The organism is Burkholderia pyrrocinia, from assembly GCF_018417535.1.
Classification (GTDB): Bacteria; Pseudomonadota; Gammaproteobacteria; order Burkholderiales; family Burkholderiaceae; genus Burkholderia; species Burkholderia pyrrocinia_E.
Window position 1 is genome coordinate 2,094,870 of record NZ_CP070977.1, and the last position, 25,774, is coordinate 2,120,643.

At 68.0% G+C, this 25,774-nt stretch carries 29 protein-coding genes, 1 tRNA gene and 1 pseudogene; 16 read left to right on the forward strand and 15 right to left on the reverse strand.

From position 1 onward, the window contains the following. Positions 1 to 10: 10 nt before the first annotated feature. On the reverse strand, positions 11 to 1,117 hold the full coding sequence (locus JYG32_RS09785) for a lytic transglycosylase domain-containing protein (RefSeq protein ID WP_174379682.1): 1,107 nt from the start codon (positions 1,115 to 1,117) through the stop codon (positions 11 to 13). A 596-nt stretch (positions 1,118 to 1,713) separates the two neighbouring features. Here JYG32_RS09785 and JYG32_RS09790 point away from each other — a divergent pair. Both JYG32_RS09790 and JYG32_RS09795 read left to right on the forward strand, forming a co-directional pair. After that, on the forward strand, positions 1,714 to 3,270 hold the full coding sequence (locus tag JYG32_RS09790; RefSeq protein ID WP_174379681.1) for a UbiD family decarboxylase: 1,557 nt from the start codon (positions 1,714 to 1,716) through the stop codon (positions 3,268 to 3,270). A gap of 58 nt (positions 3,271 to 3,328) precedes the next feature. Further along, positions 3,329 to 3,997 carry a LysE family translocator gene (locus JYG32_RS09795; protein ID WP_213263434.1) on the forward strand — a complete coding sequence of 223 codons (669 nt, stop codon included), beginning with the start codon at positions 3,329 to 3,331 and terminating at the stop codon, positions 3,995 to 3,997. Positions 3,998 to 4,114: 117 nt separating this feature from the next. Here JYG32_RS09795 and JYG32_RS09800 read toward each other — a convergent pair whose 3' ends face one another. Then, positions 4,115 to 4,429 carry a hypothetical protein gene (locus JYG32_RS09800; protein WP_174379679.1) on the reverse strand — a complete coding sequence of 105 codons (315 nt, stop codon included), beginning with the start codon at positions 4,427 to 4,429 and terminating at the stop codon, positions 4,115 to 4,117. Between the two features lie 515 nt (positions 4,430 to 4,944). On the opposite strand from JYG32_RS09800, the gene JYG32_RS09805 reads away from it, so the two are divergent. Both JYG32_RS09805 and JYG32_RS09810 read left to right on the forward strand, forming a co-directional pair. Next, the gene (locus JYG32_RS09805) at positions 4,945 to 5,874 is read left to right on the forward strand and encodes a Rossmann-like and DUF2520 domain-containing protein (protein WP_213263435.1); all 930 of its coding nucleotides are present in this window, start codon (positions 4,945 to 4,947) and stop codon (positions 5,872 to 5,874) included. A 76-nt stretch (positions 5,875 to 5,950) separates the two neighbouring features. Further along, positions 5,951 to 6,514, forward strand: a complete 564-nt coding sequence (locus JYG32_RS09810) for a YggT family protein (protein ID WP_174379677.1) — start codon at positions 5,951 to 5,953, stop codon at positions 6,512 to 6,514. Between the two features lie 25 nt (positions 6,515 to 6,539). Here the strand turns inward: JYG32_RS09810 and JYG32_RS09815 are convergent, their stop codons facing one another. Further along, positions 6,540 to 6,890, reverse strand: coding sequence for a DUF190 domain-containing protein (locus JYG32_RS09815; RefSeq protein ID WP_047900029.1), 351 nt, complete (start codon positions 6,888 to 6,890; stop codon positions 6,540 to 6,542). A gap of 23 nt (positions 6,891 to 6,913) precedes the next feature. Continuing rightward, positions 6,914 to 7,300, reverse strand: coding sequence for a fluoride efflux transporter CrcB (gene crcB / locus JYG32_RS09820; RefSeq protein WP_174379676.1), 387 nt, complete (start codon positions 7,298 to 7,300; stop codon positions 6,914 to 6,916). Between the two features lie 442 nt (positions 7,301 to 7,742). Between crcB and JYG32_RS09825 the strand changes: the two genes are divergently transcribed. Further along, positions 7,743 to 8,930 (forward strand): S53 family peptidase, encoded by a 1,188-nt coding sequence (locus tag JYG32_RS09825; protein ID WP_433960851.1) that lies wholly within the window; start codon positions 7,743 to 7,745, stop codon positions 8,928 to 8,930. Between the two features lie 36 nt (positions 8,931 to 8,966). Here JYG32_RS09825 and JYG32_RS09830 read toward each other — a convergent pair whose 3' ends face one another. The 3 genes from JYG32_RS09830 to JYG32_RS09840 all read right to left on the reverse strand — a co-directional run bounded on the left by JYG32_RS09830 (position 8,967) and on the right by JYG32_RS09840 (position 11,006). Continuing rightward, positions 8,967 to 9,833, reverse strand: coding sequence for an SIR2 family NAD-dependent protein deacylase (locus JYG32_RS09830; protein ID WP_213263437.1), 867 nt, complete (start codon positions 9,831 to 9,833; stop codon positions 8,967 to 8,969). Between the two features lie 196 nt (positions 9,834 to 10,029). After that, positions 10,030 to 10,410 (reverse strand): DUF4406 domain-containing protein, encoded by a 381-nt coding sequence (locus JYG32_RS09835; protein ID WP_213263438.1) that lies wholly within the window; start codon positions 10,408 to 10,410, stop codon positions 10,030 to 10,032. Continuing rightward, a complete protein-coding gene (locus JYG32_RS09840) occupies positions 10,407 to 11,006 on the reverse strand; it encodes an NUDIX domain-containing protein (protein ID WP_174379672.1) in 600 nt (199 codons plus the stop codon). The genes JYG32_RS09835 and JYG32_RS09840 overlap by 4 nt, the downstream gene beginning before the upstream one ends. A gap of 81 nt (positions 11,007 to 11,087) precedes the next feature. Between JYG32_RS09840 and JYG32_RS09845 the strand changes: the two genes are divergently transcribed. The 3 genes from JYG32_RS09845 to JYG32_RS09855 all read left to right on the forward strand — a co-directional run bounded on the left by JYG32_RS09845 (position 11,088) and on the right by JYG32_RS09855 (position 13,149). After that, complete coding sequence (locus JYG32_RS09845) at positions 11,088 to 11,843, forward strand: DeoR/GlpR family DNA-binding transcription regulator (protein WP_213263439.1); 756 nt, start codon at positions 11,088 to 11,090, stop codon at positions 11,841 to 11,843. Between the two features lie 155 nt (positions 11,844 to 11,998). Next, on the forward strand, positions 11,999 to 12,610 hold the full coding sequence (locus JYG32_RS09850; RefSeq protein WP_213263440.1) for a chromate transporter: 612 nt from the start codon (positions 11,999 to 12,001) through the stop codon (positions 12,608 to 12,610). Beyond that, the gene (locus JYG32_RS09855; protein WP_213263441.1) at positions 12,607 to 13,149 is read left to right on the forward strand and encodes a chromate transporter; all 543 of its coding nucleotides are present in this window, start codon (positions 12,607 to 12,609) and stop codon (positions 13,147 to 13,149) included. The genes JYG32_RS09850 and JYG32_RS09855 overlap by 4 nt, the downstream gene beginning before the upstream one ends. A 45-nt stretch (positions 13,150 to 13,194) precedes the next feature. Here JYG32_RS09855 and scpB read toward each other — a convergent pair whose 3' ends face one another. The 3 genes from scpB to JYG32_RS09870 form a co-directional block, all read right to left on the reverse strand. Beyond that, positions 13,195 to 14,004, reverse strand: coding sequence for a methylmalonyl-CoA decarboxylase (scpB, locus tag JYG32_RS09860; RefSeq protein ID WP_213263442.1), 810 nt, complete (start codon positions 14,002 to 14,004; stop codon positions 13,195 to 13,197). After that, positions 14,001 to 15,224 (reverse strand): CaiB/BaiF CoA transferase family protein, encoded by a 1,224-nt coding sequence (locus JYG32_RS09865; protein ID WP_213263443.1) that lies wholly within the window; start codon positions 15,222 to 15,224, stop codon positions 14,001 to 14,003. Before JYG32_RS09865 ends, scpB begins: the two co-directional genes overlap by 4 nt. A 61-nt stretch (positions 15,225 to 15,285) precedes the next feature. Continuing rightward, a complete protein-coding gene (locus JYG32_RS09870; RefSeq protein WP_213263444.1) occupies positions 15,286 to 16,608 on the reverse strand; it encodes an MFS transporter in 1,323 nt (440 codons plus the stop codon). Between the two features lie 171 nt (positions 16,609 to 16,779). Here JYG32_RS09870 and JYG32_RS09875 point away from each other — a divergent pair, with 171 nt between their 5' ends. Together JYG32_RS09875 and JYG32_RS09880 are read left to right on the forward strand one after the other, a co-directional pair. Further along, on the forward strand, positions 16,780 to 17,709 hold the full coding sequence (locus tag JYG32_RS09875; RefSeq protein WP_213263445.1) for a LysR substrate-binding domain-containing protein: 930 nt from the start codon (positions 16,780 to 16,782) through the stop codon (positions 17,707 to 17,709). A 123-nt stretch (positions 17,710 to 17,832) separates the two neighbouring features. Continuing rightward, entirely contained in the window at positions 17,833 to 18,174 is a 342-nt protein-coding gene (locus tag JYG32_RS09880; protein WP_174379664.1) for a DMT family transporter, read from the forward strand. A 433-nt stretch (positions 18,175 to 18,607) separates the two neighbouring features. Here JYG32_RS09880 and JYG32_RS09890 read toward each other — a convergent pair whose 3' ends face one another. Next, positions 18,608 to 18,952, reverse strand: coding sequence for a cupin domain-containing protein (locus tag JYG32_RS09890; protein ID WP_152864713.1), 345 nt, complete (start codon positions 18,950 to 18,952; stop codon positions 18,608 to 18,610). A gap of 337 nt (positions 18,953 to 19,289) precedes the next feature. Between JYG32_RS09890 and JYG32_RS09895 the strand changes: the two genes are divergently transcribed. Together JYG32_RS09895 and trmB are read left to right on the forward strand one after the other, a co-directional pair. Continuing rightward, positions 19,290 to 19,364: transfer RNA gene (locus tag JYG32_RS09895), tRNA-Gly, on the forward strand. A gap of 133 nt (positions 19,365 to 19,497) precedes the next feature. Beyond that, a complete protein-coding gene (gene trmB, locus JYG32_RS09900; protein ID WP_213263446.1) occupies positions 19,498 to 20,265 on the forward strand; it encodes a tRNA (guanosine(46)-N7)-methyltransferase TrmB in 768 nt (255 codons plus the stop codon). A 107-nt stretch (positions 20,266 to 20,372) separates the two neighbouring features. Here trmB and JYG32_RS09905 read toward each other — a convergent pair whose 3' ends face one another. From JYG32_RS09905 to JYG32_RS09915, 3 genes are all read right to left on the reverse strand, one after another. Then, positions 20,373 to 21,203, reverse strand: coding sequence for an undecaprenyl-diphosphate phosphatase (locus JYG32_RS09905; RefSeq protein WP_174379655.1), 831 nt, complete (start codon positions 21,201 to 21,203; stop codon positions 20,373 to 20,375). Positions 21,204 to 21,278: 75 nt separating this feature from the next. Then, a complete protein-coding gene (locus JYG32_RS09910) occupies positions 21,279 to 21,860 on the reverse strand; it encodes a DUF1439 domain-containing protein (RefSeq protein ID WP_213263447.1) in 582 nt (193 codons plus the stop codon). 147 nt (positions 21,861 to 22,007) lie between these two features. Beyond that, complete coding sequence (locus tag JYG32_RS09915) at positions 22,008 to 22,325, reverse strand: YkgJ family cysteine cluster protein (protein WP_174379653.1); 318 nt, start codon at positions 22,323 to 22,325, stop codon at positions 22,008 to 22,010. Positions 22,326 to 22,497: 172 nt separating this feature from the next. On the opposite strand from JYG32_RS09915, the gene hemN reads away from it, so the two are divergent. The 4 genes from hemN (at position 22,498) to JYG32_RS09935 (ending at position 25,326) form a co-directional block, all read left to right on the forward strand. Beyond that, positions 22,498 to 23,889 (forward strand): oxygen-independent coproporphyrinogen III oxidase, encoded by a 1,392-nt coding sequence (gene hemN / locus JYG32_RS09920; protein WP_213263448.1) that lies wholly within the window; start codon positions 22,498 to 22,500, stop codon positions 23,887 to 23,889. A gap of 80 nt (positions 23,890 to 23,969) precedes the next feature. Further along, on the forward strand, positions 23,970 to 24,227 hold the full coding sequence (locus JYG32_RS09925; RefSeq protein WP_034182921.1) for a hypothetical protein: 258 nt from the start codon (positions 23,970 to 23,972) through the stop codon (positions 24,225 to 24,227). Positions 24,228 to 24,331: 104 nt separating this feature from the next. After that, positions 24,332 to 24,988, forward strand: coding sequence for a protein-L-isoaspartate O-methyltransferase family protein (locus JYG32_RS09930; protein ID WP_174379651.1), 657 nt, complete (start codon positions 24,332 to 24,334; stop codon positions 24,986 to 24,988). Between the two features lie 14 nt (positions 24,989 to 25,002). Next, positions 25,003 to 25,326 (forward strand): rhodanese-like domain-containing protein, encoded by a 324-nt coding sequence (locus JYG32_RS09935; protein WP_174379650.1) that lies wholly within the window; start codon positions 25,003 to 25,005, stop codon positions 25,324 to 25,326. 106 nt (positions 25,327 to 25,432) lie between these two features. On the opposite strand, the pseudogene JYG32_RS09940 reads toward JYG32_RS09935, so the two are convergent. Further along, positions 25,433 to 25,561, reverse strand: a pseudogene (locus JYG32_RS09940) (aminotransferase class III-fold pyridoxal phosphate-dependent enzyme); the annotation flags it as partial. Positions 25,562 to 25,774 lie beyond the last annotated feature (213 nt).

A 25,774-nucleotide genomic window follows, 5' to 3' on the forward strand; every position in this document is an offset into this window, starting at 1 on the left:
CTGCCGTACGTTACGCGCCGAGCTCTGAATGGCCGCCGTGCGACTGCTTCGCGGTATCGACGCTCGCGTCGTCCTGCGGCGAGGTTTCCTTCGGCGCGGCCGTCTTCGCCGACGTCGCGGTTTCGAGCGTCGCATGCACGCGCTTCGCGCCGCCTGCCGTCACGGCGGCGGCCGTGACAATCGGCTTCGCCGGCGCCTGCGGTGCATTGACCGACACGCTGCGGCCGTGCGACACGTCGCGCAGGCGGCCGCGCTCGGCCATCACCTTCGCACCGTATGCGGTGTCGTCGGGGTTCGTCGAGCCGTTGTACAGGCGCAGGCCGTTCGCGAGCGAGCCGCCGCGGGCAATGCAGTCCTTCAGCACGAGTGCACCGACCTGGAGGTTCGCAAGCGGCTGCAGTGCAGTATCGGTACCGCCGAAATACTCGAACTTGTCGGAATGGACCTTCGACATGACCTGCATCAGGCCCTTCGCGCCGACGCCGCTTTCGGCGTACGGGTTGAAGCCCGATTCGATCGCCATCACGGACAGCAGCAGCAGCGGATCGAGGCCGACGTCACGGCCGGTCTGGAACGCGGCTTTCACGAGCTGGCCGAGCGGCTCCTGCGCGATGCGGTAACGGCGCGACAGATAGGTCGCGACGAGCGCCTGTTCGCGGTTCGACGCGAGCGCACGATCGTCGCGCGCATCGGCCGCCACCCGCTGGGTCGGGATCAGTTTGGCAAGCGCGACGGGCGACGGGCCGTTGCGGGCCGGATCGGACGCGTCGCCCTGCGCGGCGGCTTCCGGTGCGACGTCGAGGCCGACCGCAAGCGCGTCCGTTTCGGGGCTTTCTTCCTGCTGCGGCTGCGCGCCGGCAGGCGCGAAGTTCGGCAGCGGATGGCCGGTCAGCAAACGGGCCGGACCGGCCTGCACGGCCGCGGACACGACCGGCATCAGCTTCGCGGCAAGCGTGCCGCGTACGGTTGGCAGCAGCCACAGTGCAAGTGCAACCGCGACAGCGAGACAGCCGACAACGCTGAATAGATGGTGACTGACACGCGTCCCGCGACGCAGCATGTTGCGCACGATTTGCGCATGCTGCTCAGTGGGACGCCACGATAACCAAGCGTTCATTCAGATCATCTCCCATGAACATGACTCGTGCGGCTCGCTCGGCTCGATGGCGAGACAGAATACGTGCCGCGGAATCACGACGCCGCACGCCTTGGTTGGGACGTGCAAGCATCGGGGAAACGGTATAAGTACCGTTCGGGGCCACGGTGCAAGAGGGCCGGCGCCTTCGCACAGTGGGCGAGACGGGCATACGCGGTGGCACCCACGCAAAAAACCAGCGTCTGGTAGCGCTGGCTGGGACTACGACTAAAGCCGTCGAATACGCCGTGCAGGATTCGGCGGACGGTGACGCGCTGCGTCAAAGATCGGTGATTGGCGGCTCGAAGCCTTTTACCCTGCAGCCAATGTGAGCGGATTCTAGCAGGGTTTTATAGATCGTCAACACTATAAAACATTGAAATCATAACAAAAAGTAATTTAAAACCGACCTTCAGATCGGAGGCCCCGTGCCGTAGGGCGTTTGCGCGCGGTCGACTTTTTTCTCGGCCGGGCGTCCATGCGGCGAGCCGGGTAAAATCGTCGGTCGATTCGGGGCCGCAGCCGGCCGCTGCGCCCGCCCACCGTCGCCCGCCCTGCGGGCGGCCCGGACCTTCTTCATGAAATACAAAGACTTACGCGATTTCATCCAGCGCCTCGAAGCGCTCGGCGAACTGCGGCGCGTCACGCAACCCGTGTCGCCCGTGCTCGAAATGACCGAGCTGTGCGACCGCGTGCTGCGTGCCGGCGGCCCTGCGCTGCTGTTCGACGCGCCGCCCGGCAATGCGTTTCCCGTGCTCGGCAACCTGTTCGGCACGCCGCGCCGCGTCGCGCTCGGGATGGGCGTCGATGCGGGCGACGACGCCGCGCTCGGTTCGCTGCGCGATCTCGGGCGCCTGCTGTCCGCGCTGAAGGAACCCGACCCGCCGAAGAGCCTGAAGGACGCCGGCAAGCTGCTGTCGCTCGCGAAGGCCGTGTGGGACATGGCGCCGAAGTCGGTCTCGTCGCCGCCGTGCCAGGAGATCGTCTGGGAAGGCGCCGATGTCGATCTGCACAAGCTGCCGATCCAGACCTGCTGGCCCGGCGATGCGGGGCCGCTCGTCACGTGGGGCCTGACGGTCACGCGCGGGCCGAACAAGTCGCGCCAGAACCTCGGCATCTACCGCCAGCAACTGATCGGCCGCAACAAGCTGATCATGCGCTGGCTCGCGCATCGCGGCGGCGCGCTCGACTTCCGCGAATTCGCGCTGCAGAACCCCGGCAAGCCGTATCCGGTCGCGGTCGTGCTCGGTGCCGATCCGGCCACGACGCTCGGCGCGGTGACGCCCGTGCCCGATTCGCTGTCCGAATACCAGTTCGCCGGCCTGCTGCGCGGCAGCCGCACGGAGCTCGCGAAGTGCCTGACGCCCGGCGTCGACACGCTGCAGGTGCCCGCGCGCGCGGAGATCGTGCTCGAAGGCTTCATCCATCCGCAGGACGGCACCCCTGCCCCCGCTCCGGCCGGCGCGCCGCCGCGTCCGGCCGGCAACGCGTCCGCCGCGTACGAGCACGCGCTCGAAGGGCCGTACGGCGACCACACCGGCTATTACAACGAGCAGGAGTGGTTCCCGGTGTTCACCGTCGAGCGCATCACGATGCGCCGCGACGCGATCTACCACTCGACCTATACGGGCAAACCGCCCGACGAGCCCGCGGTGCTCGGCGTCGCGCTCAACGAGGTGTTCGTGCCGCTGCTGCAGAAGCAGTTCACGGAGATCACCGACTTCTACCTGCCGCCCGAAGGCTGCAGCTACCGGATGGCTATCGTCCAGATGAAGAAGAGCTACGCGGGCCACGCGAAGCGCGTGATGTTCGGCGTGTGGAGCTTCCTGCGGCAGTTCATGTATACGAAGTTCATCGTGGTCGTCGACGAGGACGTGAACATCCGCGACTGGAAGGAAGTGATCTGGGCGATCACGACGCGTGTCGACCCCGTGCGCGACACGGTGATGGTCGACAGCACGCCGATCGACTATCTCGACTTCGCGTCGCCGGTCGCCGGCCTCGGCTCGAAGATGGGGCTCGACGCGACCAACAAGTGGCCGGGCGAGACGAACCGCGAATGGGGCCGCCCGATCGAGATGGATGCGGCCGTGAAGGCCCGCGTCGACCGGCTCTGGCAGGAGATCGGACTCTGAGGCCGTACGGCCGGCGCCCGCCGGCCCGTGCATCCCACCCACCACCAGAACGACGAAGATGAGCTTCCCCCCCGCCTCGATGCTGTCCGACGGTTTCTTTCTGTCGCTGTCGCTGTGTCTCGACATCGGCCTCGTGAACGTCGCAATGCTGTCGCTGACGCTGTCGCACGGCTTCCGGCCGGGCTTCTGGCTCGGCGTCGGCTCGTGCGTCGGCGATCTCGTCTACGCGGCGCTCGCGCTCGCGGGGATGGCCGTGATGCTGCAGTTCGAACCCGTGCGCTGGATCGTGTGGATCGGCGGCGGCGCCGTACTGCTGTTCCTCACGTGGAAGATGGCGCGCGAAGCGCTGGCGCCGGCCAACGCGGCCGACGACGACGCGGACGATGCCCCGCCGCCGCGCGCGAGCGCGCGGCGCAGTTTCATGCGCGGGATGCTGCTCGCAATGTCGTCGCCGAGCGCGATCCTGTGGTTCGCGGCGGTCGGCGGCGCGCTGATCGCGAAAGCCGGCGCGACCACGCCGGCCACCGCGTCGGTGTTCCTGTCGGGCTTCTTCCTCGGCGGCCTCGCGTGGACGCTCTTCATGTGCACGCTCGCGAGCCAGGGCCGCAAGCGCGCCGGCGCCGGGCTGATGCGTGCGTGCCACATCGCGTCGGCGCTGCTGTTCGCGTATTTCTCGTACAGCGTGATCGTCGGCGGCTACCGCGACCTGATCGTGCACGCGGCGTAAGCCAAGCCGACCTGCACGGGCCGCGCGTCGAGCGGCGGCCCCAACGAAAAACGGCGCAGCGCCCCTCGCGGGACGTTGCGCCGTTTTGCCACGCGCGGTCAGGCCGCGCGGGACGCGTCAGCGACGCCAGTAGCCGTGATGGCCCCAGCCGCCGTAACCATGACGCCAGTACGGACGACCGTAGTAACCACCGTAGCCGCCGTAGCCGCCGACGACCACGGCAGGCGGCGGCGCATAGTAGGCCGGTGCCGGTGCGTAGTAGACGGGCGGAGGCGGCGGCGCGTAGTACACGGGCGGCGGCGGTGCGTAGACGGGGTACGCGGGCGCAACCGGGATACCGATGCCGACCCCGATCGACACGTGAGCCTGCGCGGCGCTTGCGACACCCAGGCCCAGCGCGGCGGCGGCGATGAACGGAATGAGCTTTTTCACTTCGATTCTCCTGCTGGAGCGGTATTTTTTGCGCTCCTGTCGGCAACGGCGGGCATGCACGTCGCATGGAAGCAATGTAGCGAAAACCCGCCCCTCGCGTGTCGCGCATTTGTTGCAAATTGCAATCGCACGCGGCCGGAGCCGCCGTGCAGCGCGGCTTCCGCAGCCTGCGGCGACCCTTGCGGATCGCGCGATTCCGTCCGACGAGTCGGGTCGCAACGCGACGGCCGGTCAGTCTTACCGGATACGGCGCGCGCGGCGGGCACGCGTACGTAATCAACGATTACAAATTTGAGACAAGACGCCGACAATTCAAGACGAACGCCCGCGCGATGCATTTCGGGGTCGGATTTTAAAATCGCGATTCGACCGTGATGCAGGACGCAAATACGCGTGTGGATCGCACCGCATACCGGTAATGAATACATGGGTCCGCGCGGCAATCGACCTTCCGCGGCCGCGCCGTCATTCCTGCGATACTGGCGGCTGCTTCGTTTTCGCTTAAGTCCGCTGCCATGCCTCTCCCCGACACACCCCGCCTCGGCTTCATCGGCGCCGGCCGCCTCGCGCGCTGTGTCGCGCAGCGCTTCGCGCAGGCCGGCTTTCCCGTCGTCGCGATCGCGAGCCGCACGCCCGAATCGGCTGCGGCGCTCGCCGCGCGCATCGACGGCTGCCGGGCCGTCGACACGCCGCAGCAGGTCGCCGACGCCGCCGACCTGATCTTCCTGACGGTCCCCGACGACCATCTCGCGTCGACCGCCGCGGCGCTCCGCTTCGACGCATCGCACGCCGCCAGTCAGGCGGTCGTCCACTGCAGCGGCGCGTCGGCGGTCGCGCTGCTCGATCCGGCAAAACGGCAAGGCGCGGCCACCGGCGGCTTCCATCCGCTCTACCTGTTCGGCGGCACCGACGCCGACCTCGCGCGCATCGACGGCTGCTCGGTCACGATCGAAGCCGACGGCGCGCTGCACGCGACGCTGATGCGACTTGCTGCCGCACTCGGCTGCCATCCGCTGTCGATTCCGGCCGGCGGCCGGATGCTCTATCATGCGGCCGCGCACTACGCGGCAAGCTTCGCGCTGTGCGGACTGTCGGAAGCGGTCGAGCTGTGGCGCGGCCTCGGTTTCGACGAGGACGCCGCGCTGCGCGCGCTGCTGCCGATGCTAGCCGGCACGATCGAGACCGCGCGCGACAAGGGGCTCGCGAACGCGCTCGCCGGCCCCGTGTCGCGCGGCGATACGGGCATCGTCGAACGCCAGCTCGCGCTGCTCGAAGCGCGCGGCGGCGATCACGCGATGCTGTACGCGCTGATGACGCGCCGCGCGGTCGCGCTCGCGGCGAAGCGCGCCGTGCCGCCGGCGTCGCTGCCGGCGCTCGCCGAAGCCGTCGAAACGTCGCTCGCGCGCGCGGCCGCGCACCCCTCCCCGCCGCGAGACGAGGCGTGATAAGGTGTCGGCCGATGCGCCGCCATCCGGCGTTGGCGGCCGCACGCTACTCGACTGTAAAAAAAGGATGCCAACGATGTTCGGCGAGATCGCCCGTTTTCTGCTCAATACCGTCTTCACGCTGTTCGGCGCCGCGCTGATCCTGCGCGTCTGGATGCAGGCCGTCCGCGTGCCGCCGTACAACCCCGTCACGCAGGCCGTGCTGCAGGCGACCAACTGGCTCGTGCTGCCGCTGCGCCGCGTGATCGCGGGCGTGCGCGGCATCGACTGGGCCAGCGTCGTCGCCGCGCTGCTGACCGCGCTCGTCTACGTCGTGCTGATGGTCGTGATGGCCGGCTTCGATCCGGCCGCGGTGATCCCGACGCTCGTCGTGGTCGCGCTGCTCACCGTCGTGAAGTGGGCGCTTAACCTCGTGATCTGGATGACGATCCTGATGGCGCTGCTGTCGTGGCTCAATCCACGCTCGCCGGCGATGCCGATCCTCTTCCAGCTCACCGCGCCGTTCCTGAACCCGCTGCGCCGCATCATCCCGAACCTCGGCGGCATCGACCTGTCGCCGATCCTGCTGTTCGTGATCGTGCAAGTGCTGCTGATGATCGTCACGCGCGCCGCCGTGTCGCTGACGATGTTCGGCATCTGACGCCCCTGGGTGCGATGCTTCACACCTAGGCCGCCGGCCCCTGCGCCGGCGGTGCGCCGAGCGTGTCGATCACGCCGAAGCGCGCCGGAATCATCGCGTAGCACACGCGCACCTTCTCGTGCGACAGCCGTTCGAGCAAACGCTGCGCTTCGTCCTCGGTGACGATGAATTCGACCTCGATCGCGAGCGAACCCTGCAGTTCGAAGAAGCGGTCCTCGTGCAGCACGCGATGCTGGCCGAAGCCGGCCATCGCGCGAAACGCCGAACCGCCCGCGACGCCCATCCGGTTCGCCTCCTCCAGCAGCCATTCCCACAGCGGCTTCCAGTGCAGCCGGTGCTGCTCGTGCAGGTAGAAGCGCAAGAAGATCCTGTCCATCGCTCCCTCCGATGGCGGCACGCTCAGGCCGCCGCGAGCCACGCGCGCGCGGTCCACATGCCGAGCGCCGTCAGCGCGAACGATCCAGTCAAGTGTAGGGCAGCCACCGCAAACGCCCATCCGAATTCGCCCTCGAGCGCGTGCGTCATCACTTCGACCGAATAGGTCGAGAACGTCGTGAGGCCGCCGAGGAAGCCCGTGATCACGAACAGCCGCCACTCGGGCGGCAGCCCGACGCGAGCCGTGAACACGACGGCGGCAATGCCGATCACGTAGCCGCCGATCAGGTTCGCCGCGAGCGTGCCGAGCGGCACGGCGGGAAAGAATTCGTTGAGCGCGAGGCTCAGGAACCAGCGCAGCAACGCGCCGAGCCCGGCGCCGACGAAGATCGCGACGATCGAATAGAACAAGGGCACTCCTCGCTGACGACGCCGCGCGGCGGATGCGGCCGACGCTGAACTGTATGCGGAATCGCGCCGCGGCGGCAATGCCGGCGGAGCGGGCCGTCGTGCGCCGGATCGTGCCGCCCCCGCATGATGCATTTCATTATTCCCGCGAGTCCGACACATTCGATATTTTCCGACGCATTACGCAGGACATTACGAATCAATTCAAAATTGATCGATTATTTACAAGCCTTTTTAAAAAATCGATAACGCAGCCTTATCCGTCGCACGTCACTCCTGAAAACCCCAAAATTTCACGGGGATTCCGCGTAGTTTCCCTTATCAGACATTCCCGTATCCGGCCGATATTCCATCCAATTGACTTCGCCGATTTTGTAAACTTGTTTCGCCAACCTACTCCATCGACATGGAGACTCGAAAAATGAACAATATCCGCCTGTCATCCATGTTGATTCCTGTGCTGTGCGCGTCGCTGCTCGCATCGAGTGTCGCGCTCGCCGACGGCAACGGACCGCCGTCCTACGTCGAAGGCAACCGCGCGCCGAAAGGATACGCGCGCCCGCCGTTCCACACGAAGCCGCGCGCGAGCACGGCCACGGTATCCGGCCTCACGCCCGCGCTCACCCGACACGCATACGGGTTCGACACGATCGCCAACCAGGGCGACGGGATGGTCGTCGCGATCGTCGATGCATACGACGACCCGAAGATCGAGGCCGATCTCGGCGTGTTCAGCAACGCGTTCTCGCTACCGGCCTGCACGTCGTCGAACGGCTGCTTCACCAAGGTGTACGCACACGGTACACGGCCCAAGACCGATTCGGGCTGGGCGCTCGAGATGTCGCTCGACGTCGAATGGGTGCACGCGATCGCGCCGAAGGCCAAGATCATGCTCGTCGAGGCCGCGTCGGCCAGCTTCAGCGACCTGCTGGCCGCGGTCGACGTCGCGGTCAAGCGCGGTGCGTCGGTCGTGTCGATGAGTTTCGGCGGCAGCGAGTTCAGCAGCGAAACCGGCTTCGACAGCCACTTCAACGTCGCGGGCGTCACGTTCGTCGCATCGTCCGGCGACAGCGGCGCCGGGACCGATTACCCGGCGGCGTCGCCGTACGTGGTGGCGGTGGGCGGCACGACGTTGTCCATCGATACGTACGGCAACTACGTCGGCGAGGCGGCGTGGAGCGGCAGCGGCGGCGGCGTGAGCACCCTCGAGGCCGAGCCGGCCGGCCAGACCGCGTGGCCGGTTCCGGTCGCCGGCAAGCGCGGCGTGCCCGACGTCAGCTACGACGCGAATCCGTCCAGCGGCTTCGCGGTGTACGACTCGGTCACCTATCAGGGGCAGGCGGGCTGGTTCCAGGTCGGCGGCACGAGCGCGGGCGCGCCGCAATGGTCGGCGCTCGTCGCGATCGCGAATTCGCTGCGCGCGGCGGCCGGCAAGAGCCGGTTGAGCGGCACCTACGACTCGCTCTATACGGTCGGGAAAACCGCGTACGGCAGCGACTATCACGACGTGACGACCGGGTCCAACGGCAGTTGCGGCAGCGTCTGCAACGCAGCGGGCGGCTACGACTACGTGACGGGTCTCGGTTCGCCGCAAGCGCCTGCGCTCGTGCAGGCGCTCGTCGCCCGGCCGTAACCGCGCGGCCGTCGCCGGCCGGCCCGTGGCGTGGCGTCAGCCGCCGCGCCATGCGCGGTCGAGCGCAGTCAGCGTCGCCAGCGCACCGCCCTTCAATCCGATCACGTCGGCACGGCGCGCATGGGCTTCGCGCGCGTTGATGCGGATCACGTCGGCGCCGAGCCGTTCGCTCAGCAAGCGGACGGTCGGAATCGCGGTGCCCGCGCCGATCTCGACCACGGCGACGCGCCCGGCTTGCGCGATCCAGTCTTCCAGCGCACGTTCCTGCGCGTCGTAGCACGCCCCGAGCCAGCCGGTGTCGCCGAACATCAGGATGTTCGGCCGCGCGAGGCCGCCGCAGCGCGGGCAGCGCGGCGCTTCGCCGACCAGCCGGCACGTGGCTTCGTCGACGTCCGGCACGAACGGCGCCGCATCCCACGTGTCGTCCGAGCACGGCCGCAGGCACTGCATCGCGTGAATCGAGCCGTGGATCTCGACGATCCGCGCCGGATCGAAACCGGCTTTCTGGAACTGGCCGTCGACGTTGCTCGTCAGCACGAAGCCGCCGTTCGGCATCGCATCGACCCAGCGACGCAGGATCGCGAAACCCGCGTGCGGCACCGTCGCACGGTAGAGCGCGAGACGGTGTCCGTAGAACCCCCACGCGAGCTGTGCACGTGCACGGAACGCGTACGGCGACGCAATCTCGTGGAATTCGAAACGCTCGTGGCGCAGCGCCGGATACGCGCGCCAGAAGCCGTCGGTACCGCGGAAATCCGGCAGCCCGGAATCGACGCCGATGCCCGCGCCGGCCGTCACGAGCAACGCGTCGGCGCACTCGAGCGCGTCAACGGCGGCAGCGACGAGCTCGGCGGGAAGCTGCGTGGCGGCAGCGGTGGAGGCGGCGGAATCGGGGAACGGCATGACGGGGCGGCGGTAACGTCGAACGGTGCGCGAGTGGCGTCGCGATCATACGCCGGTTCGGGCACCGCGCCGCATGTGCGATGCAACTGTATGACGCTATCGCAATGTCGCGATTACGCGTGGCGCCGGGCCTTTCCCGCTGCAGCCGACGCAGGGAGGCACCGGCGATGCCGCATCCCGACACCTCCCCGCCTGCTCAGCTATCCGAATCGTCTTGCACGACCGGAATCTCGTCGACCGCGAAATAGACCGGCTTGCCGAGCTGCCGCGCGAGGCTGACATCCGCGTCCGCGCCGCGCGACGCGCCGTCGATCCGCCATACGGCATCGCAGCGCCGCAGCAGCCGGTGTGCGGCCGGATACAGGAACGCCTCGCTGATTTCGTCGCCGACCTGTCGCGACCCGGCCGCGACTGCAAGCGGCAGCGACACCCACTCGCCGATCATCGGCACATGCCCGCGGCGATACACGGCGAGCGCCGCCGCTTCCAGCCGGTGCAGGTTCGCGGCGATGCGCGCGGGATCGCCGTCCGTGCCGCTGCGATAAGGGCCGGCGATCAGCACGAGCAGCGGCGTCACGCCGCGCGCGCGCCGGCGGTTTCCCGCAGCGCGACGTACTGCAGCAGCATGATCGTCTTCGCATCGACGATCTCGCCGCGCTCGATTGCATCCAGCGCCGCCTGCAGCGGCATCTCGACGACCTCGAGATCCTCGCCCTCTTCCGCGACGCCGCCGCCGTCGCCGGTGCGCAGCGACGCATCGTATTCGCCGACGAAGAAGTGCAGCTTCTCGGTCACGGAGCCCGGGCTCATGAACGCCTCGAACACCTTGCGCACGCCGCGCACGCGATAGCCGGTCTCCTCCTCGGCCTCCGCGCGGATGCGTGCTTCGGGCGTCGCGTCGTCGAGCAGGCCGGCAGCCGCTTCGAGCAGCATCCCGTCGTGCCCGCTGACGAACGCCGGCATCCGGAACTGCCGCGTCAGCAGCACGTCGCCCGTGCCGGCATTGCGCAGCAGGATGGTCGCGCCGTTGCCGCGGTCGTAGGTCTCGCGGCTCAGGCGCTGCCACGTTCCGTCGCGGCGCAGGAAATCGAACGTCACCTTCTTCAGCACATACCAGTCATCGGACAGCACCGTCGTATCGACGATGCGCACGCGCTCCCGCGTTGCAGCCATCGCAGCCTCCCATTCGACAAAAGACGGCGCCCATGGTAACGTGCATATTCGTGCAACTTCAAGAAATTTCGTGCAAACACGATGCTGACGACGCAACGCAAGAAAGCGATCCTCGACGCGCTCGCACGCGACGGCCAGGTGCTGGCGGTCGAACTGAGCATGCAATTCGGCGTGTCCGAAGACACGATCCGCCGCGACCTGCGCGAGCTGGCGGCCGAAGGCCTGCTGCAGCGCGTGCATGGCGGCGCGCTGCCGGCGTCGTCGGCCGTCGCGCCGTTCGCGCAGCGCGAGGTGCTCGAAACGGCGGCAAAGCGGCGCATCGCGCGACGGGCCGCGCAGATGATCGCGCCCGGGCAAGTGGCGATCGTCGACGGCGGCACGACGTCGGCACTGCTCGTCAGCCAGTTGCCGGCCGACCTGCGCGCGACGATCGTCACGCACAGCCCGAGCGTCGCGGTCGCGCTGGCCGCGCATCCGTCGATCGACGTGATCCTGATCGGCGGGCGGCTCTACAAGCATTCGATCGTCGCGGTCGGCGCCGCGGCGATGGAAGGCATCGCGCGCATCCATGCGGACCTGTACTTCATGGGCGTCACGGGCGTGCATCCGGTCGCGGGGCTGAGCACCGGCGACTTCGAAGAAGCCGCGATCAAGCGCGCGCTGGCCGAACGCGCGGCCGAGACGGTCGTGCTCGCGTCGCAGTCGAAACTGCGCGCGGCGTCGCAGTTCGTGATCGGCGACATCACGCTGGCGCAGACCATCGTGGTCGAGAAGGAAACCGAAGCCGCGCTGACGAAGCCGATCGAGGCGGCGGGCGTGACGGTCGTGCGCGCCTAGCGGCGCCGGTTCGCATCCGTGCGGGTGCGCGCCGGATCGTGCCGGTCGATCGGCTGCGGGCTTTCATCGCACCAACGCCGAGCCAATGTCAGCGTGCTGACAGGCACCGCTTGCTAACATGGGCGCCCGCCCAATCGCCACGCGCCGCCCGCCCGATGCCCTCGCCCTCCACCACGACCCCGCCGGCGCCGCCTGCAGGCGATGCGCCGGCGCCCGGCACCCTCGCGCTGTTCGTCGCGTTCGCGCAGATCGGCCTGACCAGTTTCGGCGGCGGGCTCAGCGGGCGGATGATGCGCGACTTCGTGCACGAGCGGCGCTGGCTCGACGAAGAGGCGTTCCTCAACGGCCTCGCGTTGTCGCAGGCGTTGCCGGGCGTCAACGTGAAGAACCTCGCGATCTGGATCGGCTACCGGCTCGCCGGATGGCGCGGCGCGGTGGCCGGCTTCACCGGCATCATCGCGCCGCCGGCCGTGCTGATCGTGCTGTTCGGCGTCGCGTTCTCGACCCTCACGCGCTTCCCGCTCACGCATGTCGCACTCGCCGGCGCGGCGGCCGCGGCGATCGGACTGTCGATCTCGATGGCGATCACGGCCGTGCGCCGGCTGCCGCGCCGCGCGCTGCCGTTCACGGTGATGACGCTCACGTTCGTGTCGGTTGCGGTGCTGCACTGGCCGCTCGTGTGGACCGTGCTGGTCGGCGGCACGCTGAGCGTCGCGCTCGAATACCGCCGCGCGGCCGCGGCACCGGCCGGGAGCGACACGCCATGACCGCGTCGCAACGCTACGCCGCGCTGTTCGGCGTGTTCGCGCCGCTGTCGATCGCGACGATCGGCGGCGGGCAGGCAATCATCGCCGACGTCCAGCGGCAGGTCGTCGACGTCCATCACTGGATAACCGCCACGCAATTCGTGAACGACTTCGCGATCGCGCGGATGGCGCCGGGCCCCGGCTCGCTCCTTGCCACGCTGATCGGCTGGCAGGTGGCCGGCTTCTGGGGCGCGGTGATCGCGACACTCGCGCTGTTCGGCCCGACCGCATTCCTGATCTACGGCGTCGCGCACCTGTGGCAGCGGCACCAGGGCGCGCGCTGGCAGATCGCGCTCGAGGCCGGCCTGCGCCCGGTCGCGGCCGGCATGATCCTCGCGTCGGTGTGGGTGCTGCTGCAGGCGCTCGACGGCGGCTGGCCCGCACGCACGATCGCGGTCGCGTCGACGCTGTGCGTGATGGTCTCGCGCATTCACGCGCTGCTGCTGATCGCGGTGGGCGCGCTGCTGCTCGTCGGCGTGCATGCGATCGGCGGCGTGTAACTCACGCCGCCGTCGCGCCGCGGCACCGCCCTGACACCTCGACACCTAGACGCCGCGAAACACCGGCGCGCGCCGCTCCGCAAACGCACGCAGCCCTTCGTCGAAATCCGCGCCTTCGCACGCTTGACGGCGCAACTCGGCGATCCGCTCGAACGCGTCGGCCGGCAACGGCCGCGCGTCCTGCAGCACGCGCAACTGCTCCTTCACGGCGTGCACCGCGAGCGGCGCCTTCGCGGCAATCGTGCGCGCGACGTCGAGCGCCGCCTCGTCGACGCCGCCCGCGTCGGCCAGCCGGTTCACGAGCCCGTGATGCGCGGCGCGCTCCGCATCGAGCGGCTGCGCGCAGAAGAACATTTCCTTCAGCACGTGGATCGGCAGGTTGTCGTAGAAGCGCAGCAGGCCGCTCGTCGAATACGGCAGGCCGATGTTCGCCGGCGTCATCGCGAAGCGCGCGTCGCGCGCCGCGACGACGAGGTCGCAGCTCATCACGAGATCGACCGCGCCGCCCCACGCCGACCCCGCCACCGCCGCGATCACCGCGCCCGGATAGGTTCGTACGCGCCGCAGCGCCCGCTCGAGCGGCTTGCCGTACGCGAGCGGATCGCGGTCGTCGGCCAGTTCGCGCAGGTCGTGCCCCGCGCTCCACACGTCGCCGCTGCCGTCGTTCGACAGGATCACGACGGGTGGCGGACCCAGCTCGACAAGCGCATCGAGACGGACGACGAGCGCATCGAGCAACGGTGCGTCGAGCGCATGCCGCCGCGCCGGATTCGCGAACCGCACGCGCGCGATCCGCTCGCCGATCATGTCGACCGTCACGGTCGACGGCATGTCGTGTTTCGTCGTATCGGTCATTGCACGGCCTCCGCCACGGCTTCCGCCTGGAAGATCGCGCGCTCGGCCAGCAGCGCGTCGATCGCGTCGTCGCCGTAGCCCGCTTCGCGCAGCACGTCGACCGTATGCTCGCCGAGCAGCGGCGGCGCATGGCGCGTGCGCGGCACGGGCATGGCATCGCCCATCCCGCCGAGCGGCGTGACGATCTGGCGCAGCGTCCCGAGCGTCGGATGCGCGACCGGTTCGACCAGCCCGCAATGCGCGAGCTGCGGATCGTCGAACACTTCGTCGAGCGTATTGATCGGCCCGGCCGGCAGCCCGGCCTCGACGAAGCGCTGCGTCCATTCGCGCTTGCCGCGCGTGCGCAGCCGGCTTTCGAGCAGCGCCTTCAGCGCGTCGCGGTGCTCGACGCGCGCCTCGTTGGTCGCGAAGCGCGGATCGTTCGGCAGCTCCGGCAGATCCAGCAACCGGCACAGCCGCAGCCACATGTCGGTCGTGATCGGCGCGAGGTTGAGCGGCCCGTCGGCCGTCTCGAACACGCCGTACGGCGCGATCACCGCATGCGCATTGCCGGTGCGGCGCGGCACGTCGCCGAGGCTCAGGTAGCGTTGCCCGTGCACGCTCAGCAGCGCGACGAGGCTTTCGAGCAGCGACGTGCCGACATGCTGGCCGCGCCCCGTGCGCTCGCGTTCGAACAGCGCGGCCATCACGCCGGTCGCGACCCACATCCCCGAGCTGAGATCGCCGATCGCGGTGCCCGTGCGGGTCGGCTCGCCGTCCGGAAAGCCGGTGAGGCTCATCAGCCCCGCATAGCCCTGCGCGATCTGGTCGAAGCCCGGCCAGTCGCGCAACGGGCCGCGCGGGCCGAACGCGGTGACGCTGCCCATCACGAGCCGCGGATCGCGCACGCTCAGCGCGGCGTAGCCGAGCCCCATCGCGTCCATCGTGCCTGCCTTGAAATTCTCGATCACGACGTCGGCCTGCGCGATCAGCCGCCGCACGACGTCGAGGCCGGCCGGCTGCCGGAAATCCACGCAGATGCCGCGCTTGTTGCGGTTGCAGGACAGGTAGTACGTGCTCACGCCGCGATCGAACGGCCCCCACGCGCGGCTCATGTCGCCGTTCGGCCCCGACTCGACCTTGATCACGTCGGCGCCGAGATCGGCGAGCACCATCGAGCAGAACGGCCCCGACAGCGCGCGACTCAGATCGACGACCCTGATTCCTTGTAATGCCTGCATTCGGGACTCCTGATATTGATGACTGGGTGTTGCGTGTTTGCGAACGATGGCGGCGTGCCGCTCATTCCGGCAGCGTCTGGTGGCGCGTTTCGACCGCGAACGGCAGGATCAGGATGCCGAGCACGAACACGGCCGCGGTCCACGCGACCGGCACGCCGAGCGAACCGTAGCCGTGAATCGCCGCGCCGAGCAGAAAGTTCACGCCTGCGCCGATGAACCGGCCGACCGACGCGTTGAACGCGAACGCGGTCGCCCGCACGCGCGTCGGGTACTGCTCGGGCAGCCACAGCGAGAAGATCGCGAAATTGCCGCCGAAGAAACCGAGGAACGCGAGCGACACCATGAACGCCGTGAGCCCGTTCGGCTGGTAGAACGCCCAGCCGAACGCGAACACGATCGCACCGGCCATGCCCGCGAAATACACGCCGAGCGCCGTTCGCCGGCCGAGCCGTTCCGACAGCCACGGCGCGACCAGGCAGCCGGCGATCGTCGCGCACGACAGGATCGCCGCGCCGACCGATGCGAGCCGCAGCGCGCCGATGTGATCGATGCCCGCGCGCGCCGCCAGCGTGCTGACCGCGCTCGCCTCGTAGACCGAGCCGGCCCACAACCCGACGATCGCGACGCCGACGAGGCTCGCGCTCGTCAGCGTGCGGCGCAGGAAGGCCGGCGCAAAGATCTCGCGCAGCGGATGCGCGCGCCGCGCGTCGGCTACGTCGCCGTCGCGTGCGTCGTGCCGGCGCCACTGCCCCGGCTCCTTCACGCGCATCACGGTGAACACCGCGAGGAGCGCGGGGGCCAGCCCGCACAGGAACATCGCGCGCCAGCCGTAGGTCGCGCCGATCGTGTAGTTCAGGCAGGCCGCGATGAAGAAGCCGAAGTAATAGCCCGTCTGCAGGTAGCCGGCGCCCATCTTGCGGCGGTCCTCCGGCCAGCTCTCGGCGACGTAGGTGCCCGCGAGCGCCCATTCGCCGCCGACGCCGATCCCGGCGATCAGCCGGCACGCGGCCAGCGCCCATACGTCGTGCACGAACGCGGCCGCGCCGGTGAACACCGAATAGATCAGGATGCTCGCGGCAAGCGTGCGCACGCGGCCGAAGCGATCGGCAAGCGGCCCCCAGATGAACGACAGCCCCCAGCCGATCAGGAACAGCGCGAACAGGATCGAGCCGTACATCCCGAGATTCGCGGGCGTCGCCGCGATGCCGGACGCCGGCAGCAGTTCGGTCAGCGCGGGAATCAGCACGAGCGCGTAGATCACCGAATCCACGCCGTCGAGCACCCAGCCCGCGTACACGGCCCAGAAGCCCTTGACCTGCTCGCGCGTGAGCGGCGTGCGCCGCGGCTTCGCGCCGGCCGCCGGCGCGTCGATCGCCTTGAACATCTTCGTCTCCTTGCCGGCGGGCGCCGGCACTTTTGCCGCGTCCGGTCCGGGATGGCCGGCAGGCTGGCTCTTTTGTGTGACGAGTATAGAAACCCCATTGATCGCCGAAAAATATGATATTCATCTCGATCGATCGGATTGCCTTATGGCTTGAATCGGGAGACGGCGGCGATGGACTTGAGACAGTTGCGCTATTTCGTGAAGGTCGTCGAATGCGGCAACGTCACGCATGCGAGCGAGGCGCTGCATGTCGCGCAGCCCGCGGTGAGCCAGCAGATGCGCAATCTCGAACAGGATCTCGGGATGCAGTTGCTCGAACGGAGCGTGCGCGGCGTCGCGCCGACCGCCGCCGGCCGCACGCTGTACCAGCATGCGCTCGAACTGCTGCGCCAGGCCGACGGCACGCGCGAGCTGCTGCGTCGCGACGCCGATACGCCGCAGGGCCGCGTGACGGTCGGCATGCCGTCGAGCACCGCGCGCGTGCTGGCGATTCCGCTCGCACGCGCGGTGCGCGACCGCTATCCGGGCATCATGCTGGAGCTGATCGACGCGCCGAGCGCCGATCTCGACACGCTGCTCGAACGCGCGCGGCTCGATCTCGCGATCGTCGTCGATGCGGTCGACACGCGCGGCATCGCGATCCACCGGCTGCTGACGGAATCGCTGTACCTGATCACGTGGCCCGGGTTTCCGGTGCCGGACGATCCCGTGCCGCTCGACGCGATCGCGCGGATGCCGCTCGTGCTGCCGAGCGCGCCGAACACGATCCGCAATCGCGTCGACTGGGCGATGCGCGAGGCCGGGCTGTCGTACGAGATCAGCTTCGAGGCGAGCTCGACCGGGCTGCTGTTCGCGGCCGTGATGGCGCAGCTCGGCGTGACGATCCTGCCGTGGACGGCCGCGCACGTCGAGATCGAGGAACGCAAGCTCAAGCTGTCGACGGTCGCGCACCGGCTGTTCGCGCGCGACCTGTCGCTGTGCTGGCACGATACGGCGCTCGTCAGCAACGCGGTGCAGAAGGTGAAGGCCGAGATCGTGCGGCTGTTCGACACGCTCGGGCGGCGACCGGAGTGGGCGGCCGGCGGTGCCGGCCGCGCGTGACCGGCGCGGCGCGGGCCTTGTGTTGCCCCGCCGCGCGTACTAAGCTGCTTTCGTTCTGGGTACCGCTGACACCTCCACTTCTCCTCGCCGCTCGGTATAAGCGTCGGGGGAAGGAGGCCGTCCGTGTCCCCGTTCCAGTCTGCCTGGCTTCTGCTGGGCGTCAGTGTCCTCGCCGAAGTGCTCGGCTCCGTCGGCCTTAAGTTTTCGGCCGGCTTGTCCCGCCCGCTACCGTCCGCCGTTACGATCGTCTGCTATGCCTGTGCCGTGTGGCTGATGGCGCTCGCGACGAAGCGCCTCGAAATGGGGCTCGCGTATGCGAGCTGGGCCGCCGCCAGCACGGCGGCCACGGCCGTGATCGGCATCGTCTGCTTCGACGAATCGGTGTCGACGCTGAAGCTCGCCGGCATCGCGCTGACCGTCTGCGCGCTCGTCGCGCTCAACCTCGGCGACGCGGCGGCGCGTTGATCGGTTCGTGCCGACCATCGGCGCACGGGCGCCCGGCGGGGCATTGACAACGCCCCCCGCCCGGCGCCCCTTAACGTTGCGTTCATCGTAACCATCACCGGTTCAGCTTAAGAGGTTGTCGGCCCGCTCGTGCTCGACACCTCCGCCTTCCTCGAAGGCCTGCTGCTTGGCGCCGGCCTGTTCACGTCGGTCGGTCCCAAGGATGCGTTCGTCATCAAGTGACCTGCGGCGGAATTTTGTGACCAATAAGGCAGTGAGTCTTGCGTCGATGTGATCCGAATCCAGCCAGGCTTGGCATACGCGTTCTGCGGGCGTCGTCTTGTTTTAAATGTGTATGGGCCCTTGCAACATGCAAGGGCCGCGATGACAGAGGCCGCGAACCGGGAAGGTGTCCGGACGACGACGATATGCGTGGTCGAATCTACAGGCCCGCTCAGGCGAAGACGAAGTACTTGCGCACAGTCTCCACTACTTCCCAGGTCCCTTTCATGCCGGGTTCAATCACGAACACATCGCCGGCTTTCAAGTGCACCGACTCCTCGCCCTCCGGAGTGATGATGCAGTAGCCGTCGAGGAAGTGGCAGTACTCCCATTTCTCGTAGTTCACCTCGAACTTGCCCGGGGTGCAGATCCAGGTGCCCATGATCTTGCTGCCGTCCTTGGAGACGTAAGCGTTGAGGTTCACGGTGTGCGGATCGCCGCCGATGCGCTTCCACTTGGTCGCGTCAAGGACCGGAGTCGGGCAGGTTTCGCGCAAAACGGTTATGAAATCGGACATGTGAGCTCCAAACGATCGGGTAAGTGATCCGTCACGTTAGTTCGGAAGCGTTACCGGGGCTTGTATGCTTCCGACACCGACTCGTCTATTTTCGACACCGACTCGCCTGCAAGCGCGCTGCCAGCTCGTTGCCCCCTGGCTCGGGCGGAATGGCCCCAGCTATTTGCGGATTCAACCAATCGAGCAAATTGCGTTGACGGACCGATTCTGGCCGATCTTTGACGACCATTCTCGGCGACGCCACCGCCCCACGATCCAGCCATGCCAGTTTCGCTGCCACCGCCCCAAACCGCCCGCTTGCCATCCCCACCCAACCCCCTGTACAATCCGCCGTTCTGCGGGCGTCGTATAATGGCCATTACCTCAGCTTCCCAAGCTGATGACGTGGGTTCGATTCCCATCGCCCGCTCCACTTTCCGGCTGCACGGCAGCCTGCGCATAAGCCGCCTCGTCGAAGGCGGCTTTTTTGTACCATGTGCCGGTTCACCCGGCGCACTGCTGCGCGCAACGGGCCCTCGCCCGCAACCGAGCCTTTCTCTGTACCGATGATGCACGACGATCCGAACGAAGCCGGCCTGCCGCCGCACGACGACGCCATTCCCGACGAAGCCGCCGACGGCGCCGACGAAGTCAATCCGCTGCACCACCGCCGCATCCGCAGCTTCGTCACGCGCGCCGGCCGCGTGTCGACCGGCCAGCGCCGCGCGCTCGACGAACTCGGCCCGCGCTTCGTCGTCCCGTATGCGCCGGAGCTGCCCGACTGGAATGCGGTGTTCGGCCGCAGCGCGCCGCGCATCCTCGAGATCGGCTTCGGGATGGGCGCATCGACCGCGGAAATCGCCGCGAACCGGCCCGGCGACGACTTCCTCGGCGTCGAGGTGCACGAGCCGGGCGTCGGCGCGCTGCTGAAGCTGATCGGCGAGCAGGACCTGCCGAACATCCGCATCGTCCAGCACGACGCGGTCGAAGTGCTCGAACACATGCTCGCGCCGGAAAGCCTCGACGGCGTGCACATCTTCTTCCCCGATCCGTGGCACAAGGCGCGCCACCACAAGCGCCGGCTGATCCAGCCGCCGCTCGTCGCGCATCTCGCGTCGCGCCTGAAGCCCGGTGCGTACATTCACTGCGCGACCGACTGGCAGAACTACGCCGAACAGATGCTGGAAGTGCTCGGCGCGGAGCCGTCGCTCGAAAATACGGCTGCCGACTATGCGCCGCGCCCCGACTATCGCCCGGTGACGAAGTTCGAACGGCGCGGGCTGCGGCTCGGCCACGGCGTGTGGGACCTGGTGTTCCGCAAACGCGCCGGCTAAGCCAATCCGCTGCAGCGTCGCGCTGCCCCGGATGACAAAACGGCCCGACCGGCATCTGCCGATCGGGCCGTTTGCTCATGGAAGCACGCCGGACACCGGCTCCCGCATCACGCCCAGTTCAGCCAGCCGCTGTACCCGACCAGCAGCACGAACAGCCCGAACGCGATCCGGTACCACGCGAACACCGTGAAATCGTGCGTCGCGACGTAGCGCAGCAGCCAGCGCACGCAGACGAACGCGCTGACGAATGCCGCGACGAGCCCAAGTGCGAACAGGCCGAGCGAATCGACGGTGAACGCCTGCCAGTCCTTGACGGTTTCGTAGAGCGTCGCGCCGAAGATGATCGGGATCGCGAGGAAGAACGAGAATTCGGTCGCAACGCGCCGGTCGAGGCCGAACAGCATCCCGCCGATGATCGTCGAGCCCGACCGCGACATGCCCGGCACCAGCGCGAAGCACTGCGCGATGCCGACCTTCAGCGCATCGAGCGGCGTCAGCGCATCGACCGACGTCACGCGCGGCGGTTCGCTGCGCTCGCGCTGCCGCGCCTCGGCCCACAGGATGATCGCGCCGCCCACGACAAGCGCGAACGCGACGGGTACCGGCGAGAACAGCACGGCCTTGATCTTTTTCTCGAACAGGAGGCCGAGCGCGATCGCGGGAATCGTCGCGATCACGACGTTCAGCGTGAAGCGCCGCGCGTCGGGCCGGCTCGGCAGCCCTGACACGATCGACGCGATCCGTTTCCGGTACTCCCAGCACACCGCGAGGATCGCGCCGAACTGGATCACGACGTCGAAGGTTTTCGCGTGCGAATCGTTGAAGTTCAGGAAGCTGCCCGCGACGATCAGGTGACCGGTGCTCGACACCGGCAGGAACTCCGTCAGCCCCTCGACGACGCCGAGGATCAATGCCTTGCAGATCAGGATCCAGTCCATCCGTGGCCCAACTCCGAAATGGTCGAAAGGAAGGGCCAGGTTGCCGCGCGGCCCGCTCGGCCGCGCGGTTCGTCGTCATTTTTCGACGATCGCCACGCGTATGCCGTTTGTAAGAATCGTAATTGTACCGGGTTCGTAGTTCACCCCGGCAAATTGCAGTTGTTCGGGCTTGAACGTATAGATCGGATAGTTGGTCAGCAACTGCGTCGCGAGCAGGCCGGCGGCCGCACCGACCTGCTGCCCGTACATCTGCGCGTCGCCGTCGAGCACGAGGCTGTCGACGGCAGGCGCCTTCAGCACGACCGAGCGGCTCGGCACGTCGTACGCGAGCTGGCCCGACACGGTGAACTTGCCGCTGACGGGCGCGCGCAGGAACGGGCTCGCGAAATGCGCGTCGAGCTGCACGGCGACGCGGTTCTGGTCGGGCAGCAGGTTGACGGCCGGGTTCGCGAGCGACACGTCGACGACCTGCGCGACCGTCTTCTGGTACGGAAACTTGCGCGCGACGGCTTTCTGCACGTCGCCGCGCGAGAACGTGTAGTGATCGGGGATGAACGGGAACGTCGACGCGCAGGCGGCGAGCGATACGCACACGCCGACGGCGCCAATGGTTGCAGCGAGAAAACGGCGCCGGCCGGGCGCGCAAGGTACGGTCATGCTGAACTCTCTCCTTCCTGTATCGGGCGCAGCGGCGATCGGGTGATCGGGGCAGGCCCATGCCGGGCAGCCGACCGGCGTTAGTGCGTCGGCGCGCGCCGCAGGTTCCGTCTGCCGTATCCGGCCCCGAACCTGGCGAGCAACCCGCTATCGACCCAAACCGCCAGGCGGCGACGGCTGCGTCGCGGCCTCGAGGCGCGTGAGCCACGCGAGCGCGTCGTCGCGCGACGCGCCGCACATGTCGGCGGACGGCTGCAGCCCCGAACAGCATGCGGGCCGCTCGGGCCGGCCGAAGATCCGGCAGCGCAGGTCGTCGCCGAGCTGCACGCAGCGCACGCCGGCCGGCTTGCCGTCGGGCATGCCCGGAATCGGGCTGGAAATCGACGGCGCGATGCAGCACGCGCCGCAGCCTTCGCGGCACGCGTGCGGCGGCTGGACATCGGCGGGCGCCGGGCGGACTGGCATTTCGACGGACACTCGGCTCTCTCGAACGAACAACACAAAACGGTGCGGCAACCGGACGCGGCGGCCGGCACCCCACCCCGCATTGTGCCATCGCCGGCTGCGACGTTATTACACAATGCAGCCGAATCGCGCGTTTATATACTCGAAAGCATCTAAAAAGCGCGAGACCGTCATGAGTTCTGGTTCTGCCGACACAATGTTCCGTCCCGATTTGCTCGCAAAATACGGCGCGAACGGGCCGCGCTATACGTCGTACCCGACCGCGCTGCAATTCCGCGACGATTTCGACACGGCCGACTACGTGCGCGCGGCCAGCGATCCCGGCGCGTCGTCGAGCGAGCTGTCGCTGTACTTCCACATCCCGTTCTGCAACACCGCGTGCTTCTACTGCGGCTGCAACAAGATCGCGACCAACAACCGCCGCCGCGCGCGCCCGTATCTCGACCAGCTCAAGCGCGAGATGGCGCAGCAGGCCGCGCTGTTCGATCCGTCACGCCCGGTCACGCAACTGCACTGGGGCGGCGGCACGCCGACCTTCCTGTCCGACGACGAAACGGCCGAGCTGATGGCGGCCACCCGCGAGCACTTCGCGCTCGCGCCGGACGCCGACGCCGAGTTCTCGATCGAGATCGACCCGCGCACGGTCACGCCGGCGACGCTCGTCCACCTGCGCACGATCGGCTTCAATCGCCTGAGCCTCGGCGTACAGGATTTCGATCCGGTCGTGCAGCAGGCGATCAACCGCATCCAGCCGCTCGCGATGACGGCCGACCTGCTCGGCGCCGCACGCGCGACGGGCTTCCATTCGGTGAGCGTCGACCTGATCTACGGCTTGCCGCACCAGACGGTCGCCGGGTTCGCGCGCACGCTCGAGACGATCATCGAACTCGCGCCCGACCGGCTGTCGGTGTTCGGCTACGCGCACATGCCGCACCTGTTCAAGATGCAGCGGCAAATCGACGATGCGACACTGCCGCCGCCCGCAACGCGCATTGCGCTGCTCGGCCTCGCGATCGACATGCTGACGTCGGCCGGCTACGTGTACATCGGGATGGACCACTTCGCTCGGCCGTCCGACGAGCTCGTGCGGGCACAGCGCAACGGCACGCTGCAGCGCAATTTCCAGGGCTACAGCACGCGCGCGGATACCGACCTCGTCGGCTTCGGCGTGTCGTCGATCGGCAAGGTCGGCGACGTCTACGCGCAGAACGCGAAAGACCTGCCCGCGTACGGCGCCGCGCTCGACGCGGGCCGGCTGCCGATCGTGCGCGGCGTGCGGCTCACGCCCGACGACCGGCTGCGCCGCGACGTGATCACGCAACTGATGTGCAACCTCGAACTGCCGTTCTCGCATGTCGAGGCCGCGCACGGCATCCGCTTCGCCGATCATTTCGCGCGCGAGCTCGATGCGCTGCGCCCGTTCGAGCGCGACGGGCTCCTGACGATCGCGGGCGACCGCCTGACGATCCATCCGGCCGGCCGGATGGTCGTGCGCAACATCGCAATGGCGTTCGACGCGTATCTCGGCCAGACGCCGCGGCAAAGCTACTCGCGCACGGTCTAGCACCGGCCGCAAACCGGCGGCCGCACGCGGGCGGCCGGTTTGATACAGTGTGAGGCTTCCGTTCCGCCAGAATCCGCACGATGCGCACCACCAAAGCGACCTACGCGGTCGAACGCCTGAAAACCCGCTCCGGCAACCCGCAATTCGCGGCCGTCGCGATGGCGGGCGGCCTGTTCTATCTCGTCGACCGCTCGGGCGGCACCGCCGAAAAGCGCTGCGAGCCGCTGCCGCTCGACGAGTTCGTCAAGTTCGTCGACGAATTCGGCCCCAAAAAGCCGCGCAAGGCGAGCAAGCTCGACCTCGCATTCGAGGCGCAGATCAAGAAAAGCAAAGGGTAAAGGTCTGTTGCAGGCCGCCTGAAGGCTTGATCGCCGCCCTGTTTGGTACAATCGCGGAGTTTATCTACCCCCGCTGATGGCCGACCAGGCTGCGTGACCACACCATGAATATCGAAAACGCGCGTTTCAACATGATCGAACAGCAGATCCGGCCGTGGGACGTGCTGGATCTGGACGTCCTGGGCCTGCTGTCGATCGTCAAGCGTGAAAACTACGTTCCGGCCGAATACCGCGATCTCGCGTTCGCCGACCTCGAACTGCCGCTGCCCGGCGGACACAGCAAGATGCTGTTCCCGCGCGTCGAAGCACGCGTGCTGCAGGAACTGACGGTCAAGAAGCACGAGAACGTGCTCCTGGTCGGCGCGGGCTCGGGCTACCTGGCCGCGCTGTTCGCGCATCGCGCGCAGCACGTGACGGCCGTCGAGATCGATCCGGTGATCGCGAAGTTCGCGGAAGACAACCTTCGCAACGACGGCGTGACGAACGCGGAAGTCGTGCTCGGCGACGGTTCGCGCGGCTGGGCCGGCAAGGCGCCGTACGACGTGATCTGCGTCGCGGGCGGCCTGCCTGTCGTACCGCAGGAAATGCTCGAACAACTGAAGGTCGGCGGCCGCCTGTCGGCGATCGTCGGCGGCCGTCCGGTGATGAAGGCGCAGATCATCACGCGCATCGACGACAAGCAGTACCGCGTCGCCGACGTGTTCGAAACCTACATCGCCCCCCTCGTCAACGCGATCGAGCCGTCGCGCTTCAAGTTCTGAACGGCGGAGCCTCCATGCAGATCCTGACGCCCGCGATGCTCGCGGAATGGCTCGGCGATACGGCGCGCCCCGCACCGGTCGTGCTCGACGTACGCGAGCCGTGGGAAATCTCGACCGCACAGATCGCCGGCAGCGTATCGATCCCGATGCAGCAGATCCCCGCGCGCAGCGAAGAGCTCGACGACGAAGCGGAAATCGTCTGCGTGTGCCACCACGGGATGCGCAGCGCGCAGGTCGCGATGTTCCTCGAATCGCGCGGCTTCACGAAGCTGTACAACCTGCAAGGCGGGATCGACGCGTGGTCGCGCGACGTCGATCCGTCCGTGCCGCGTTACTGACCTCTCCGGCGGCGCATTGCGCGCCGCCATACCGGTGACCGGCACCGCGCCGGCCACACGATCCGCCGAACGGGCGCGCATGGCGCGCCCGTTTCGCTTTCCCCCCCTACTCCGTTTCCTTCAGCGCGTCGGCGACGATCGCGAACAGCTCGGCAATCTGCGCGTCGTCGACGATGAGCGACGGCGAGAACGCGAGGATGTCGCCCGTATGGCGCACCATCGCGCCGTTCCGGTAGCGCGTGCAGGCACCGGAACGGTGAAGCACGACCGTGCACCATTTGCGCCCGCGAACCTGCACCGCAACGGACCATGGATGCCGCACGAAGCGTCACGCGCACCGCGCGTTCGCCCGCTCCGGCACGGCCGGCGTGCATGTACGCGGACTGGCACATGCCTTGCGTTACCTGATGGCCGACGCCGCCAAGGCGCACGCATATCCAACACGTCA

Excerpts from the sequence above, each read along its gene's own strand:
- JYG32_RS09785 (WP_174379682.1), bottom strand. The coding sequence starts at position 1,117 with ATGAACGCTTGGTTATCGTGGCGTCCCACTGAGCAGCATGCGCAAATC.
- JYG32_RS09790 (WP_174379681.1), top strand. The coding sequence starts at position 1,714 with ATGAAATACAAAGACTTACGCGATTTCATCCAGCGCCTCGAAGCGCTC.
- JYG32_RS09795 (WP_213263434.1), top strand. The coding sequence starts at position 3,329 with ATGAGCTTCCCCCCCGCCTCGATGCTGTCCGACGGTTTCTTTCTGTCG.
- JYG32_RS09805 (WP_213263435.1), top strand. The coding sequence starts at position 4,945 with ATGCCTCTCCCCGACACACCCCGCCTCGGCTTCATCGGCGCCGGCCGC.
- JYG32_RS09810 (WP_174379677.1), top strand. The coding sequence starts at position 5,951 with ATGTTCGGCGAGATCGCCCGTTTTCTGCTCAATACCGTCTTCACGCTG.
- JYG32_RS09815 (WP_047900029.1), bottom strand. The coding sequence starts at position 6,890 with ATGGACAGGATCTTCTTGCGCTTCTACCTGCACGAGCAGCACCGGCTG.
- JYG32_RS09825 (WP_433960851.1), top strand. The coding sequence starts at position 7,743 with ATGTTGATTCCTGTGCTGTGCGCGTCGCTGCTCGCATCGAGTGTCGCG.
- JYG32_RS09830 (WP_213263437.1), bottom strand. The coding sequence starts at position 9,833 with ATGCCGTTCCCCGATTCCGCCGCCTCCACCGCTGCCGCCACGCAGCTT.
- JYG32_RS09840 (WP_174379672.1), bottom strand. The coding sequence starts at position 11,006 with ATGGCTGCAACGCGGGAGCGCGTGCGCATCGTCGATACGACGGTGCTG.
- JYG32_RS09845 (WP_213263439.1), top strand. The coding sequence starts at position 11,088 with ATGCTGACGACGCAACGCAAGAAAGCGATCCTCGACGCGCTCGCACGC.
- JYG32_RS09850 (WP_213263440.1), top strand. The coding sequence starts at position 11,999 with ATGCCCTCGCCCTCCACCACGACCCCGCCGGCGCCGCCTGCAGGCGAT.
- JYG32_RS09855 (WP_213263441.1), top strand. The coding sequence starts at position 12,607 with ATGACCGCGTCGCAACGCTACGCCGCGCTGTTCGGCGTGTTCGCGCCG.
- scpB (WP_213263442.1), bottom strand. The coding sequence starts at position 14,004 with ATGACCGATACGACGAAACACGACATGCCGTCGACCGTGACGGTCGAC.
- JYG32_RS09865 (WP_213263443.1), bottom strand. The coding sequence starts at position 15,224 with ATGCAGGCATTACAAGGAATCAGGGTCGTCGATCTGAGTCGCGCGCTG.
- JYG32_RS09870 (WP_213263444.1), bottom strand. The coding sequence starts at position 16,608 with ATGTTCAAGGCGATCGACGCGCCGGCGGCCGGCGCGAAGCCGCGGCGC.
- JYG32_RS09875 (WP_213263445.1), top strand. The coding sequence starts at position 16,780 with ATGGACTTGAGACAGTTGCGCTATTTCGTGAAGGTCGTCGAATGCGGC.
- JYG32_RS09890 (WP_152864713.1), bottom strand. The coding sequence starts at position 18,952 with ATGTCCGATTTCATAACCGTTTTGCGCGAAACCTGCCCGACTCCGGTC.
- trmB (WP_213263446.1), top strand. The coding sequence starts at position 19,498 with ATGATGCACGACGATCCGAACGAAGCCGGCCTGCCGCCGCACGACGAC.
- JYG32_RS09905 (WP_174379655.1), bottom strand. The coding sequence starts at position 21,203 with ATGGACTGGATCCTGATCTGCAAGGCATTGATCCTCGGCGTCGTCGAG.
- JYG32_RS09910 (WP_213263447.1), bottom strand. The coding sequence starts at position 21,860 with ATGACCGTACCTTGCGCGCCCGGCCGGCGCCGTTTTCTCGCTGCAACC.
- JYG32_RS09915 (WP_174379653.1), bottom strand. The coding sequence starts at position 22,325 with ATGCCAGTCCGCCCGGCGCCCGCCGATGTCCAGCCGCCGCACGCGTGC.
- hemN (WP_213263448.1), top strand. The coding sequence starts at position 22,498 with ATGAGTTCTGGTTCTGCCGACACAATGTTCCGTCCCGATTTGCTCGCA.
- JYG32_RS09925 (WP_034182921.1), top strand. The coding sequence starts at position 23,970 with ATGCGCACCACCAAAGCGACCTACGCGGTCGAACGCCTGAAAACCCGC.
- JYG32_RS09930 (WP_174379651.1), top strand. The coding sequence starts at position 24,332 with ATGAATATCGAAAACGCGCGTTTCAACATGATCGAACAGCAGATCCGG.
- JYG32_RS09935 (WP_174379650.1), top strand. The coding sequence starts at position 25,003 with ATGCAGATCCTGACGCCCGCGATGCTCGCGGAATGGCTCGGCGATACG.